Source organism: Marinomonas sp. SBI8L (genome assembly GCF_001624705.1).
Lineage (GTDB): Bacteria > Pseudomonadota > Gammaproteobacteria > Pseudomonadales > Marinomonadaceae > Marinomonas.
In genome coordinates, this window is record NZ_JSEO01000007.1 from 63854 (window position 1) to 78070 (window position 14217).

General features: G+C 41.9%; 13 protein-coding genes. 1 reads left to right on the forward strand and 12 read right to left on the reverse strand.

Translation table 11 applies throughout. From position 1 onward, the window contains the following. Positions 1-200: 200 nt before the first annotated feature. From OA91_RS11905 to OA91_RS11925, 5 genes are all read right to left on the reverse strand, one after another. A complete protein-coding gene (locus OA91_RS11905; protein WP_231870366.1) occupies positions 201-959 on the reverse strand; it encodes a heparan-alpha-glucosaminide N-acetyltransferase in 759 nt (252 codons plus the stop codon). A gap of 209 nt (positions 960-1168) precedes the next feature. Next, positions 1169-1810, reverse strand: coding sequence for a pyridoxamine 5'-phosphate oxidase (gene pdxH, locus OA91_RS11910; RefSeq protein ID WP_063338636.1), 642 nt, complete (start codon positions 1808-1810; stop codon positions 1169-1171). 2 nt (positions 1811-1812) lie between these two features. Then, a complete protein-coding gene (gene coq7 / locus OA91_RS11915) occupies positions 1813-2445 on the reverse strand; it encodes a 2-polyprenyl-3-methyl-6-methoxy-1,4-benzoquinone monooxygenase (RefSeq protein ID WP_063338637.1) in 633 nt (210 codons plus the stop codon). A 69-nt stretch (positions 2446-2514) separates the two neighbouring features. Continuing rightward, positions 2515-2856 (reverse strand): histidine triad nucleotide-binding protein, encoded by a 342-nt coding sequence (locus OA91_RS11920; RefSeq protein ID WP_046016769.1) that lies wholly within the window; start codon positions 2854-2856, stop codon positions 2515-2517. A 64-nt stretch (positions 2857-2920) separates the two neighbouring features. Beyond that, positions 2921-5191, reverse strand: coding sequence for a 7TMR-DISM family protein (locus OA91_RS11925; RefSeq protein ID WP_063338638.1), 2271 nt, complete (start codon positions 5189-5191; stop codon positions 2921-2923). Positions 5192-5250: 59 nt separating this feature from the next. Here OA91_RS11925 and OA91_RS11930 point away from each other — a divergent pair, with 59 nt between their 5' ends. Then, the gene (locus OA91_RS11930) at positions 5251-5502 is read left to right on the forward strand and encodes a hypothetical protein (protein WP_063338639.1); all 252 of its coding nucleotides are present in this window, start codon (positions 5251-5253) and stop codon (positions 5500-5502) included. An 86-nt stretch (positions 5503-5588) separates the two neighbouring features. On the opposite strand, the gene purD is transcribed toward OA91_RS11930, so the two are convergent. The 7 genes from purD to accC all read right to left on the reverse strand — a co-directional run bounded on the left by purD (position 5589) and on the right by accC (position 14209). Beyond that, complete coding sequence (gene purD, locus OA91_RS11935) at positions 5589-6878, reverse strand: phosphoribosylamine--glycine ligase (protein ID WP_063338640.1); 1290 nt, start codon at positions 6876-6878, stop codon at positions 5589-5591. Positions 6879-6951: 73 nt separating this feature from the next. After that, the gene (gene purH / locus OA91_RS11940) at positions 6952-8529 is read right to left on the reverse strand and encodes a bifunctional phosphoribosylaminoimidazolecarboxamide formyltransferase/IMP cyclohydrolase (RefSeq protein ID WP_063338641.1); all 1578 of its coding nucleotides are present in this window, start codon (positions 8527-8529) and stop codon (positions 6952-6954) included. 83 nt (positions 8530-8612) lie between these two features. Then, a complete protein-coding gene (gene fis, locus OA91_RS11945; RefSeq protein ID WP_046016774.1) occupies positions 8613-8891 on the reverse strand; it encodes a DNA-binding transcriptional regulator Fis in 279 nt (92 codons plus the stop codon). Positions 8892-8991: 100 nt separating this feature from the next. Next, positions 8992-9960: a tRNA dihydrouridine synthase DusB gene (gene dusB, locus OA91_RS11950; protein WP_197477801.1), complete on the reverse strand. Its 969-nt coding sequence runs from the start codon at positions 9958-9960 to the stop codon at positions 8992-8994. 335 nt (positions 9961-10295) lie between these two features. Then, positions 10296-11594 carry a zinc-ribbon and DUF3426 domain-containing protein gene (locus OA91_RS11955; protein ID WP_063338643.1) on the reverse strand — a complete coding sequence of 433 codons (1299 nt, stop codon included), beginning with the start codon at positions 11592-11594 and terminating at the stop codon, positions 10296-10298. 145 nt (positions 11595-11739) lie between these two features. Then, entirely contained in the window at positions 11740-12627 is an 888-nt protein-coding gene (gene prmA, locus OA91_RS11960; protein WP_063338644.1) for a 50S ribosomal protein L11 methyltransferase, read from the reverse strand. 241 nt (positions 12628-12868) lie between these two features. Next, positions 12869-14209 (reverse strand): acetyl-CoA carboxylase biotin carboxylase subunit, encoded by a 1341-nt coding sequence (gene accC, locus OA91_RS11965; RefSeq protein ID WP_063338645.1) that lies wholly within the window; start codon positions 14207-14209, stop codon positions 12869-12871. Positions 14210-14217 lie beyond the last annotated feature (8 nt).

Sequence of the window (14217 nt, forward strand, 5' to 3'; positions counted from 1 at the left end):
AGACGATAGTGTGCATTGAGGTGAAAATCAAGCCTTGAAAAAGACCTGAATTTAGGTCTTGCTTAACTAATAAGTGGTTACTTACTTGAGCCGCCTTAAGTCTTCGTTAACTGCTTATTGCAACTCTTTTAAATTAAATTTTTAATTTTTTTGAGCCAATTCATGACTGATTTAAAAATATTCAACTAGTTGTTCTTTGGTCAAAATACCAACAGAACGAATTGGCTAAATAAGGCGACCAAAGTATAGAGCACAAGTTGGTGGCAAAGGTAAACGGGTAGGGCATGTCTACCTAAAAAGGTAAGCAATTTACTATTTAGCGCACTAGGAAGGCGCATTTTATGAAGTTTGAAATGCCCCATTATAGGCCCGAGAAATACAACGCCAATCCAAGGGAATAGATTCACTATATCTAGAGTACGTTGAGGGAAGCCAAACTCGCCTGTGAGATAAGTATGCAAACTAAAGTTACGGACACTGTCTATACCAAAGTAGGCGGCAAGTAGGCCTATGCCTATGGCTAAACTCAACCAAGGCTTTCTAGCAACTGGAAGCACTAGCCAGCTCGCTAAAAAGATAAAATGTAAGATGCCAAAGAAGATCCAATTTTGGGGCACAGTTAAGTAAGTCGCCAGTGAGATACCACTAGCAGCCAGGAAGAGCTTGAATTGTCGTTTGAAAATGTTCGGCCATTGGTAGCCATTTTGGCAGCTGATATAGGTCGACCAACCAACAGCTGTCATAAATAGGGTGATAATAACGCTACGAAATCCCACCCAGAAAGGGTCTCTTAGTGAATAGTCTATATAATCAAACTCTCGTAAATCCCAGCAAAGGTGGAAGATAATCATGAGTAAAACGGCGAGGCCTCGATATATATCAAGACTAGAACTGCGCTGAGTTGAAGTATGCTTGTTATAGCCTGTCCATGATATCCATTTGTGAGAGAGAGATTTCATATCTTACCTTGGTAAACGTTTAAGGAACCTGCGAATAAGTCCTCCCGCCTCAGCGTGTGGATAAAAGCGCCTAGATTTATTATACGCAATGGCAGAAGCCGAAAATAGAGCTGGATAGGATTTGTGATATAAGCTTTGGGGACTTGAAAGCACCAAGGTGGGAATGAATACTCAATACCTATTAGGATATTGAGTATTACAAATTAAGATTAAGGCGCTTTACGAGACCTTACCCAATGGTCATTTGAATCGAGTGTATAACATAGGCGGTCATGCAGGCGACTTGGTCTACCTTGCCAGAACTCAATGAAATTTGCTTTTAAAACATATCCACCCCAATTTTCTGGGCAAGGTACTGTGTCTTCTTGTATTTTCTGTTCCAGATCATGAAAACGTTTATGCAGTTCATCTCTTTCTATAGTGTGACTTTGTGGAGAGACAGATGCCGCTAACTTGCTGCCTTGAGGGCGCGAAGCAAAATAGTCTTCAGACACTTTGCGAGACACTTTTACTATCTCGCCTTCTATACGCACTTGGCGACTTAATTCAGACCAGAAAAAATTCATGCAGGCCTTATTGTTATTTGCAAGATCCTGCCCTTTATCACTGTCATAGTTAGTAAAAAAGGAGAAGCCCTGCTCATCTCTTTGCTTCAGTAGCACTATGCGAGAGTGGGGAGCACCTGTTTGGTCCACAGAGCTAAATACCATAGCGGTTGGATCATTCGGGCAAGCTTCTATAGCATCTTTTAGCCAGGCGTCAAAAAACGTCATTGGATCAAGGTTAGACTCATCTTCTAATAAGTCTTTGAATTGGTAATCACGTCGAATAGCACTAATATCTCGGTTCATAATTAAACTCTATAAGTCGATTTTGTCATCACTTTGGAAATTAAAGTCATGGTTTTCATTACGGTCTCAGGAAAAACTAAACCACCCGATTCTAAAGCTGCAATTTTATGTTTAGCTTCATCAATACGCATTTGGTTCAGTATCGCTTTGCTCTTTTCATCCTCATGGGGCAGAGAGTCTAGGTGCTTGTCTATATGAAGACAGACCTGCTCTTCTGTTGCAGCAACAAAACCTAAGCTTAGACGATCACTGATTAAACCTGCACCTGCTCCGATTGCAAAAGAGGCACCAAAAAATAAAGGATTGAGTAGGCTGGTATGGCTACCAAGCTCATGCAGCCTTTGCTCACACCAAACAAGGTGGTCAATTTCTTCAGCTGCGGCCTCATCCATTTCTTCTCTAACACTGGGTAACTTCGCAGTTAGGGCTTGGCCAGAATAAAGGGCTTGAGCACAGACTTCACCAGTATGATTAATCCGCATTAGGCCAATACTATGGCGCTTGTCTTGCTCATCCATAGGTGCTTCATCCACTGTATTTGCTGGCGAAGGACGATTGGCTTTTGCGGCATTAGGAACAAGAGTGCGTAATGCTCGGTCAAGATTTAAAATGCTGTTATCAATAAAAGACATCATAAATAAACTCTGGTAATACTCTTCTGTGTGACTTCCCTCATATCTGTAAGGAAAGGAAAATGTCTATTGCTAACCTGGTGGCCAAGTCAGCTTGCGTTCACCAAGTACGTGCATATGAATATGATATACGGTTTGGCCACCGTCTTGGTTGCAGTTCATCACAGTTCTAAAACCTGATTCATCCACTCCTTTAGCTTTTGCAATCGTTTTGGCAACAAAATGCATTTTACCGATTAATGGAATATCTTCCTCGGTGAGGTCATTGAGTGTGCTGATATGCTTTTTAGGGATGACCAAAAAATGTACTGGGGCTGCCGGCATAATATCTTCAAATGCAATGACATCATCATCTTCATAAAGCACAGTAGCAGGGATCTTTCCCGCACTGATAGAACAAAATAAGCAATCCATATTAACTCCGTAATAGTCTGTGACTCGCTTCATTGAAGCAAGCTTTAAGCTGGTTCATCTTGACTTAGAGCAGGGTTGCTTTTTGTAAGCGTAAACCTTTTGCTGTGAGTCGGGTAATGGTGTGTTTAAGCTGCTGGGGCAGCTCTAGTGTGTGTATTAGCTCATCAAAACCTAAGGTAAGAGCAAAATCTTTGGGCATTTTAACATTGTCACTTACCAGTAAGCACTGATCTTCTAATCTTAGTAGTGGTTTTATCTGGCGAACAACAAGCTGTGGTATGTAGCCATCGTGTTCAAACAATACAACCAAATTTATAACCTTCTTATCTGCTTGAGCTGGCTGTAGTGATGAGAGCTCACTGATGTTCTTAATTTGTATAATATTAATTGGCCAAGACTGTAATAAGCTTAATAGCTTTTGGCAAGCAATTGAATCATTCCCCATGATAAACAACTGACAAGCGTAAATAAGGTCATTGTCAGGTAGGCGGCTTTGAATTCGGTATCTGGCAGGAAAATGTATATTAAGGCGTCTTTGCTGTTTATCGCCCGAAATGCTCATTTTTCCATGCATGCTGCTTAGTAAAAACTCCACATAACCTAGGCCAAGATTAAGTAGATGGTCCTGTAGTTGGGTAAAGCGTCTTGGTAAAGGGGAGATGCTGATATCTAAATGACTTAGGTTGTCTCTGTTATCATCCAATTTTTTTAAGGTGATAGTTAATGCCTTATCTCCATAATGCTTTAGTTCTAACAATAATGTTAAGAGTAAATGTTGGATCTTTTTACCTTGGTCAATTTGCTCGTAGGCTTGAGTATTAGCTGTATTAATCTCAACTAAGACACCGTCTTGATCTATTTCATGGAATAAATTTAGCGTCTCATCAATTAGAGTATCAATGTCAGCAAAGTCACTTGATGTATCTTTGAGGTTGGTGTTCATTTGCCCAAGGTTATCTAACCTTTCTAGCATGTTCTCTAAATTGCGGTTCGCAAGTAAGGCGGTATCTTTGTTATCTGATGATAAGTCAGTATTGAGTTTGTCCTTTTCGTTAAAGGCTCCGCTGATAATATTGGTCTGGCGGCGCATTCTTGAGGCCAAGTCATTCACAAAGTCGAATAACTGAGAGTCATGAAAATTGCTTTTTTCAATGCGGCTGCCATTGAGTGAGTTGAGCTTTAGTAGCATGGCAACAAAGTGAATTAAGCCCTCTAATATAACCGTGACCATTAATCCCCAAATAAAGAAGGTAGGGCTAGCAAGAATGCCATACATGGTTAGTATCCAAAAACTATGGCCAATAAAGAGCAAGAGGCGAGCGGCTAAGTAATAGCCTGAATATGGAATGTGCTTGAAGCTAGCGATAATACTTAAAATGGTTAAGCTGGTTACTGTTGTCACCGTCGCTGTTGATAAGAGGAAGATACTAAACCTATCTGGTGCCAAGCTATAGAGTAGAGCGAGAGCGCCATTTGTTATGCCTAAGGCAACTAAAAATTTATCAATTTTCGGTAAGGTGTTTTTACTATCAAGGTAATAACGAGAGAAAAATACCAAAGCCATCGCTGAGAAGAGTGCTGCAAAATTATAGCTTCGTATTTGAATGCCAATACTATTGGGGAAAAGCTGGATCAGGTAGCCATGTAAAGAGAGATGTAAGATAATCATCCCCGCCAGTAACATGCTGTAAAATAGATACATGGGGTTACGGGAAAAGGAAAAGAATAAAATATTTGCCGCCATTAGTAATACGATAATACCAATTAAGATTCCGGTAATTAAGGACTCAACCTGAAAGTCACTGGCGATATCATTGAGTGGTAAAATGTCAATTTGAGCATTAATGGGTGTACTGGAAGCCAGCTTAATATACACATTAGTAATAGGTGGGTTTCGGGTAGGAAACGGTACTAAATAGTGAGGATGGTTAAGTGGTCTATTACTATAAGGGCGTAACTCCCCCAGTTCTGCAATGGGAAAAGCTATGCTTAGATGGGGCATATAGATATCGAGAATTTGCAGTCTAGGCGCTTGGACTTGAAGTGCGAGACTGTTTTGTTCAGTTAGGTGTATTGCAAGTTTGGCTCGAATCCAAATGTTGCCTTCATTGAGGCCGAATTGCATAAAGCTTTTATTGATAGGTAAAAATTGCGAGCTATATTTCTCATTCATGAGTTGAGCGAGATTTAATTGACCAGAAGGGTCATGTAGGTAATCACCTACTAAACCAATATCAACACGGGAATTACGGTTATCTAACAAGCTGACTTCAAATTGCGCAAATGCCTGATTTGATAAAAACAAAAGAAATACAATGCAGAGTCGAATGATCACTGTGTTAGTCCATGAACAAGAGTTGTCAAAGCCATATTATTAACTAGATAGGGGATTAAATGCTATATCCGATTTTGCTTGAGTATTATTTATATTTTTGTTTTGCCTTACTGGCGATTACTTGGTTTACCCGTGCTACAAAGCCGTCACTGAGAACAAATTTATTATACGGGTATGGTTTGCTGTCCGCGCTAGGCTTTTTATTAGCGCTTGATTGGATGGGAGGCGTTATTTTTGGCTTGATACTATTGGAATTAGGTCGATTGTTAAGACGTTGGTTAGATAAAAAAGCTGAGCAACTTAAGAAGTAGTAGGGTTTAGTCAAGATATAAAAAAACCGTGACTTTGAGGCCACGGTTTTTTTTGTGCTTAATTAAGCTATGAACACTTTTTCAAACTAGTTTGATTGTTCGCGCTTAATCGCTCTGTGAGCAATGTCTGTTCTAAAGTAAACCTTGTCCCAGCTTACTTTGTTTACAACGTCATAAGCGGCAGCTTGTGCTTGTGAAACAGTATCACCTAGAGAAACTGCACATAGAACACGGCCACCATTAGTCACAACATTACCATCTTGTTGGCGTGTGCCAGCGTGGAATATTTTTTGATGGCTAGGAAGCTGTGCATCGTGACCAGAAATAGTATCACCTTTAGCGTAAGCTTCAGGGTAACCACCGGCAGCAAGTACTACGCCTACGCTGGCTCTAGGGTCCCAATCAGCAGACACTTGATCTAGTTTGCCATTGATAGCGGCTAAACAAAGCTCAGTTAGGTTGGAACGTAAACGCATTAAAATAGGCTGTGTTTCAGGATCACCAAAACGGCAATTATATTCAAGTGTTTTTGGTGTGCCATCAGCGGCAACCATCACGCCTGCATACAAGAAACCACGGTAGCGATTGCCTTCGGCATTCATGCCTTTTACGGTTGGCATAATGACTTCGTTCATGATGCGATCATGAATTTCAGGGGTAACAACAGGGGCTGGAGAATACGCACCCATGCCGCCAGTGTTTGGACCAAGGTCGCCATTATCACGTGCTTTATGGTCTTGGCTAGAGGCAAGAGGTAGAACCGTTTCACCATCTACCATGCAGATAAAGCTGGCTTCTTCGCCGGTTAAAAACTCTTCAATAACGACACGACTACCAGCATCGCCAAAGCTGTTGCCCTGTAGCATGTCTTCAACCGCAGCGATCGCTTCAGCTTCTGTTTGCGCTAAGATAACACCTTTACCTGCTGCTAAACCGTCGGCTTTAACAACAATTGGTGCACCCTGTTGCTTGATATAAGCGACAGCTTCGTCAATTTGAGTAAAGTTGCCATAAGCTGCAGTCGGAATGTTGTGACGTGCTAAGAAGTCTTTGGTAAAGGCTTTTGAGCCTTCAAGCTGTGCTGCTGCCGCTGTCGGGCCAAAAATAGCCAAGCCAGCTTTTTCAAATGCATCGACTACGCCAATAACAAGTGGTGCTTCAGGGCCAACAATCGTAAGGTCAATTTTGTTTTCTAATGCAAAAGCAACCAATGCGTCAGTGTCAGTAACACCAATGTCAATATTTTCTACTTTGTTTTCTAGTGCTGTGCCAGCGTTTCCAGGAGCAACAAACACTTTAGTGATGTCTTCTGCTTCTGCGACTTTCCAAGCCAGAGCGTGTTCGCGACCGCCATTACCAATAACTAATACTTGCATGGAGTTTCTCCTTGAGTTTGCAGATGGTGCTTTACACCACCTGCTATCACAATGTTAATTAATTTTGTTTGGCTTAGTGGCGGAAGTGACGCATGCCAGTAAAGACCATCGCCATGCCAGCTTCATCTGCTGCAGCTATAACTTCTTCATCACGCATAGAGCCACCTGGTTGGATAACTGCAGAAATACCTGCGGCAGCGGCAGCATCAATACCGTCACGGAAAGGGAAGAAGGCATCAGATGCCATCACAGAACCTTCAACTTGTAGATTTTCGTCAGCCGCTTTAATGCCTGCAATTTTAGCGCTATAAACGCGACTCATTTGGCCTGCGCCCACACCAATTGTTTGGCCTGCTTTAGCGTAAACAATGGCATTGGATTTAACAAACTTAGCAACTTTCCACGCAAATAAAAGATCATTTAGTTCTGTTTCACTTGGCTGGCGTTTAGAAACGACTTTAAGGTCTGCTAGTGTGATGTTGCCATCGTCACGATCTTGAACCAATAAACCGCCATTAACACGCTTGTAATCAAGTGCAGCTGGTTTATCCGCTTGCCATTGACCACAGCTAAGAAGGCGAACATTTTGTTTCGCACTAACGATTTCAGCGGCTTCAGCGCTGACACTAGGGGCAATGATTACTTCAACGAATTGGCGATCTACAATGGCTTTTGCAGTTTCTGCATCCAACTCTTGGTTGAAAGCAATGATGCCGCCAAAAGCAGAGGTAGGATCCGTTTCAAAAGCTTTGTCATACGCTGCTAGTTGGCTTTCAGCAGTAGCGACGCCACATGGGTTGGCGTGCTTAACGATAACGCAAGCTGGCGTTGTAAAGCTTTTTACGCACTCAAGTGCTGCATCAGTATCGGCGATGTTGTTGTAAGACAGTGCCTTGCCTTGAATTTGTTTTGCTGTGCTAATAGACGCTTCTTGTGGATTAGCTTCAACATAGAAAGCGGCTTTTTGATGAGGGTTCTCGCCGTAACGCATTTCTTCTTGCTTGTTGAACTGCAAGTTAAAAGTACGAGCAAAGTCTTCGCTGCCACCAGATACTTTTTTGCCTAAGAAGTTAGCAATGGCGCCATCATAATGAGAGGTATGCTCAAATGCTTGTACAGCTAGGTCAAAGCGTTGTTCGTAACTAAGGCCGCCATTTTCTTTTAGGCTAGTAAGAATGCCTTCATAGTCATTCGGATTAACAACGATAGCAACGTCTTTATGGTTTTTAGCCGCAGAGCGAACCATGGTTGGACCACCAATGTCGATGTTCTCTATTGCCATAGGTAAATCACAATCAGGGCGCTCAATAGTTGCCTCAAAAGGATATAGGTTCACAATCACCATATCGATTTCATCAATGCCATGCTCTGACATGATGTTTTTATCAAGATCACGGCGACCAAGAATACCGCCATGAATCTTAGGGTGTAAGGTTTTTACACGGCCGTCCATCATTTCAGGGAAGCCTGTGTAATCAGACACTTCGGTCGCTTTAACATTTGATTCTGTTAAAAGTTTGAAAGTGCCGCCAGTAGACAGAATTTCAACGCCTTGGGCAACAAGTTGCTCAGCAAAAGCAACAATGCCTGATTTGTCGGAAACACTGATTAGTGCGCGTTTAATCGGAGTAACTGGGTTTTGATTTGCCATCGTGGATTTCTCAATTATTTATTTAGCCAAAGAACGGGGTAGAAAAACAAAAAAAGGGCGTCGAAAACGCCCTTTTTTGGAAACTATAACATGCCATACTGCTTTAGTTTTTTGCGCAGCGTACCTCGGTTTAAGCCAAGAATAGCAGACGCTTTAGTCTGATTATCTTTCGTGAAGCTCATTACTGACTCTAGTAAAGGTGCTTCTACCTCTGCTAGTACTAACTGATATAAGTCAGTAATGGGTTGCCCATCAAGATGAGCAAAATAATTCTGTAACGCTCTATCGACATTGTCACGCAGTGTATGTGACTGTTCAGAAGAGGTTGATTGAAACGATTGAGTGTTAATTTGTTCTACCACTGAAAAACCTTTTAGTTTAAAGCTAACCAATTTCTAGCAAACAAAGCAAAAATGGGTGACGCTACTTTTGCTTTATCGACTATGTGCAAATTCTGTAGGACTATTGACCGACAAAAAAATCTTCTAATTTATCAAGCTGTTCACTCGTATTATCAATACGGTTAAAAACAGCTCTAAATGTGCTCTGATCCGATAAAGTACGTAGATACCAACCCACATGCTTTCTCGCAATCCGAACACCTAAATAATCGCCATAAAATTGATGGAGTGCTGCTACGTGTGAAAGTACCAGTTGTTTTACTTCATCTAAAGTTGGCGCTGCAAGTTCTTCATTGTGTTCTAAAAAGTGTGCGACTTCTCGAAAAATCCAAGGTCTGCCTTGAGCTGCGCGTCCAATCATGATGCCATCAGCACCAGTATAATCTTTCACGAATTTTGCTTTATGGGCATCATTAATGTCACCGTTAGCAAAAACAGGAATTGAGAGAGCCTGTTTGATTTCTGCTATGGTGTCATACTCAGCATTACCTTGAAATTTACATGCTCGAGTGCGGCCATGTACTGCTAGGGCTTGGATGCCTATATCTTCTGCCATTCTAGCAATGCGTAAACCATTTTTTTGATCTTCACTCCAGCCAGTACGAATTTTCAACGTCACTGGTGCATCGACACTTTCTACTACCGCTTCCAGTATGTCACGGACTAAAGCTTCGTCTTTTAATAGAGCAGAACCTGCTGCTTTATTACATACTTTTTTGGCTGGACACCCCATATTGATATCAATAATCTGGGCGCCAAGTTCAATGTTTTGACGAGCTGCCTGTGCCATCATGTCAGCATCTCCGCCAGCAATTTGAACTGACCTTGGTGAGACTTCTGCATCATGTACGAGGCGATTACGGCTTTTGTTGGTGTTCCACAATCTCACATCAGATGTAACCATTTCAGATACCACTAGACCGGCACCTTGTTGATGACAAAGGCGACGAAAAGGGATATCCGTAATGCCTGCCATAGGGGCAAGAATTACAGGTGATGAAATAGAATAAGGACCGATAGCGAAAGCCATGATATTCCTGTTTACTGGTACGGTATTGTTAAAGATCAGTTACAGCGTCGAGCGGGCGTGAATAATACCTATGCCAAGGGTATTTTTGAAGTCTTGACATGCATAAAATTGACTGTTTTTTGTGCTTTTTTCGATTATTAGTTTAAAAAGTCTATTAAAACAATTAGCTCGAGTCAGGCGTTAATTTTGGTCTTGTTTTAATTGCGCTGAATATAAAGGGTGATTGGTGCGTCAGCTTGAGCACAAGATGGGAGGAGAATAATATTAGTTTTATCTGATGTAAGGCGTTTTGCTTTGTCACTCCCTCTTAAATAGATAAGAAGGAGGCGCTGATTCTAATAAGAACGCGTTTCTGCACGATATACTTTTAGCTTATGAGTAACCGCTGTTGCACCTGGATCTGCAATTGGAATAACCAGATGAATAGGGGTTTTCGGCGGCATATAGGTAATGTCTAAAAAGTCTTTATCGAGAAAGTCTTTTTGAGAGAAAAGTCGAGCGGCAACTGGGCTGCCATTTAAGTCGTAAAACTCCATGGCTATCTTAGGCATAGGTTGTGAGAAATTGCTGTGGTTTGTCATGATCGCATTAACAACTAATGCATTTTCTTTGGTTGGATGGCTTTGTACTCTGACATGTTGGATATCAATGGCTTTCACATCCTCAAAGATAGGTAGCACACAGCCATAATAAGAGCAGACAATATTATAGATAGGTCGAAAAGAAGCTGAGCGGCTGCCAGTCTCGTAATTAACGACGATTAATTGCACTGCGCTAATAATGATTAAAGCAAAACAAGCAAGCGCCCAACGCCACGTATGCTTTGGTTTGCTTTCACCGTTATCCTCCGGATCATCCATTAGTTCCCCTAAGTTGTGGGATACATCATGGTTAAATTGTAGGCCTTGATTGCTGTTGCTGCCTTCTTGTTGAGAAACAGACTGAGCAAGCTCTTGAAGTGCTTGCATATATTCTGGTTCAGCCGCAGATTTTGTGGGGCTTTCACTTGTGTTGACTGCTTGTTTGCTTGAGGCTGTAGTTTGTGGCTTTTGTGGACTGGTTAAGGTTTTAGCATCAAGGAAGAAGTCATCATCATCCATGCTTAATGTAGATTTAACCTGTGTGCTGGTTTTGCTTTTTGCTTGGCTTTGGGCTGCTTCAAGTTCTGCAAGTTCAAGCTCCCATGGCGCAGGTTCTTTTTCGGCTTTTAAAACCTTAGCGTTAACTTTGCGTGTTTTGTCTTCTGATGGCTGCTCGGATGCTGAGTCAGAGGTTTTGTTACTGTTATCAGGTGTTTCTAAGTCATCATCAGAGATGAGAGTGTTTAACCAATCAGGGTTAACTATGTCGTCATCATCCGCAGCGGTAAATAAGTTTGGACTATGGCCTTTAGGTGCCGCTTCTTTCGGTTTTGCTTTTGTCGTTTTTTTACTTTTTGTTTTGTTGTTAGCCGTTGGCGTTTTGTCTGATGTTGATGCTGTACTATCCAATGTTTGTGTAGCATGGGATTGTGCTTCAAAGATGTGGAAGCACTGACCACAACGTACTTTACCTTTTGCCATAGTCAGTACATCAGCACTTACTCGAAAAGCGGTGGAGCATTTTGGGCATTGGGTAATCATACTGTCTGGCATAATAAAGCGATTCGTCTACTCGATTAAAATAATAAAAAGTTTTGCCTAAAAATAAAGGGATGGCTTATTTGGGCAAACCTATGTCAACAAAAGCCTTTCTTTTATATTGCTTACCATCTTGAGAATGGTAAGCAATAGAGTCTTGTTAAGCGTTCTTGGTTGCGACAATGCGGATCCAATCTTCTTTTTCAACGACTGACTCAATTGTAAACCAAGGGCTGTAAGCATCAATCACTTCCTGGGCTTGGTTTGATAAAATGCCTGAAAGAGCTAGTTGGCCACCCGTAGCAACAAGTGCTGAAATAGTGTCAGCAAGTTGGGCTAATGGGCCAGCTAGAATATTTGCTACAACAATCTCTGCTTGAAGGTCACTTTCATAAGGTGGCAGTTTTACCTCAATGCGTTTCGCATCAATCTTGTTGCGTTCAGCATTATCTTGAGTGGCTTGAACAGCTTGAGGGTCAATATCAATACCGACCATATTGCTTGCCCCTAATAACAGGCCAGCTATACCTAAAATTCCTGAGCCGCAGCCATAATCTATAATGGTTTTATTATGGCAATCTAGGCCATCTAACCATTCAAGGCAAAGTGCTGTTGTTGGGTGTGTGCCTGTACCAAAAGCTAAGCCTGGGTCTAACATAAGGTTAACGGCTTCTGGGTCAGGAATCTCTCGCCAGCTTGGGCATACCCATAAACGTTCACCAAACTGAATAGGGTGGTAGCTATCCATCCACTCACGTTCCCAGTCCTTATCCTCTAAAATTTCGATTTTAGTCGCTAAATCTGTCTTAAGCTCTGCTGCTTTTTCATCGATCAGAGGGCGAATTTGTTCTATATCAGCATCCGCTTCAAAGAGGCCGGTAACACGTGTGTGGTTCCAAAGCGGTGTAGTGTTTAATTCTGGCTCATAAACAGGGTCATCATTTACATCTTCAAATGTAACAACCATAGCGCCACAGCCGAGCAAAAGATCTTCTAATTCTGGTACTTGTTCTGGCGTGCTCTGAACGCGGATTTGAAGCCAAGGCATATAGTGTTTTCCTGTTTGTTATGCTTGTTAGGTGAAATATCAACCTAATGGTTTTGTTGATCAAGCGGTATAGCATTATCAACTTCCTGTTTAATCACATAATAAAAGAACAGAAAGAGTGCGTATATTGATTTTGTTTAAATAAAGCTGCTTGATAAACATGATTACGGCTCGAACTATCTAGGATAGTCGAGCCGTATTCTTAGCTTAACCTTTACTCAAAATGAAGTGTAGTAAAAGTTTATAGACCTAGTTTCTTCTCAAGGTAGTGAATGTTAACACCACCTTCGATAAAGCTTGGGTCTGTCGCTAGTTCTTTTTGCAGTTCAATGTTTGTTCTGATGCCATCGATGAAGGTTTCATCTAGTGCATTAGATAAACGTTTGAGTGCTGTTCTTCTATCATCAGCATGACAGATGATCTTACCTATCATGGAGTCATAGGTAGGAGGTACTGAGTAGCCACTGTAAATGTGAGAGTCAACACGAACACCCATGCCACCAGGAGCATGGAAGTAGTTGATCTTACCTGGGCTAGGCATGAAGGTTTTAGAATCTTCCGCATTAATACGAGATTCAACCGCATGGCCATTTAGTACAACATCTTCTTGTTTGATAGAAAGTTTTAAGCCACTTGCTATGCGAAGCTGTTCTTTAACGATGTCAACACCTGTAACCATTTCAGTAACTGGGTGCTCTACCTGAACACGAGTGTTCATTTCGATAAAGTAGAAGCTGCCATCTTCATATAAGAATTCAAATGTACCTGCACCGCGGTAGTTGATCTCAATACAAGCGTCAACACAAGCTTGTAAACAGGCTGCACGTGAAGCTGGATCAAGATGAGGCGCTGGCGCTTCTTCTAATACTTTTTGGTGACGACGTTGCAAAGAGCAATCACGGTCATAAAGATGAACAGCATTGCCTTGGCCATCTGCCAGAACCTGTACTTCAACGTGGCGAGGGTTTGTAAGGAATTTCTCCATATAAACCGTGCTATCACCAAAGTAAGAACCCGCTTCCGATTGAGTAATACTGATAGATTTAAGCAGGCTAGCTTCATCATGTACAACACGCATACCACGACCACCACCACCGGCAGCCGCTTTTACGATAACTGGGTAGCCAATTTCTAGCGCAATACGCTTACATTCGCTTTCGTCTGTTGGTACTGGGCCGTTAGAGCCAGGAACAGTCGGAACACCTGCTTTACGCATAGCAACAATGGCAGAAACCTTGTCACCCATAAGACGAATGGTTTCAGCTTTTGGGCCAATGAAAGCGAAGCCAGAGTTTTCAACTTGCTCTGCAAAGTCAGCGTTTTCAGCTAAAAAGCCGTAGCCTGGGTGAATAGCTGTACTGTTTGTTACTTCAGCAGCACTAATGATAGCTGGAATGTTTAGATAGCTTTGTGCTGATGGGTTTGGGCCGATACAGATTGACTCATCAGCCAAACGAACGTGAAGCAAATCGCTGTCAATTTTAGAGTGGACAGCCACTGTTTTGATACCGAGTTCTTTACATGCACGTAAAATACGCAATGCAATTTCACCGCGGTTAGCAATCAAGACTTTATCAAGCATGATAGGAC

Excerpts from the sequence above, each read along its gene's own strand:
- OA91_RS11905 (WP_231870366.1), bottom strand. The coding sequence starts at position 959 with ATGAAATCTCTCTCTCACAAATGGATATCATGGACAGGCTATAACAAG.
- pdxH (WP_063338636.1), bottom strand. The coding sequence starts at position 1,810 with ATGAACCGAGATATTAGTGCTATTCGACGTGATTACCAATTCAAAGAC.
- coq7 (WP_063338637.1), bottom strand. The coding sequence starts at position 2,445 with ATGATGTCTTTTATTGATAACAGCATTTTAAATCTTGACCGAGCATTA.
- OA91_RS11920 (WP_046016769.1), bottom strand. The coding sequence starts at position 2,856 with ATGGATTGCTTATTTTGTTCTATCAGTGCGGGAAAGATCCCTGCTACT.
- OA91_RS11930 (WP_063338639.1), top strand. The coding sequence starts at position 5,251 with ATGCTATATCCGATTTTGCTTGAGTATTATTTATATTTTTGTTTTGCC.
- purD (WP_063338640.1), bottom strand. The coding sequence starts at position 6,878 with ATGCAAGTATTAGTTATTGGTAATGGCGGTCGCGAACACGCTCTGGCT.
- purH (WP_063338641.1), bottom strand. The coding sequence starts at position 8,529 with ATGGCAAATCAAAACCCAGTTACTCCGATTAAACGCGCACTAATCAGT.
- dusB (WP_197477801.1), bottom strand. The coding sequence starts at position 9,960 with ATGGCTTTCGCTATCGGTCCTTATTCTATTTCATCACCTGTAATTCTT.
- OA91_RS11955 (WP_063338643.1), bottom strand. The coding sequence starts at position 11,594 with ATGCCAGACAGTATGATTACCCAATGCCCAAAATGCTCCACCGCTTTT.
- prmA (WP_063338644.1), bottom strand. The coding sequence starts at position 12,627 with ATGCCTTGGCTTCAAATCCGCGTTCAGAGCACGCCAGAACAAGTACCA.
- accC (WP_063338645.1), bottom strand. The coding sequence starts at position 14,209 with ATGCTTGATAAAGTCTTGATTGCTAACCGCGGTGAAATTGCATTGCGT.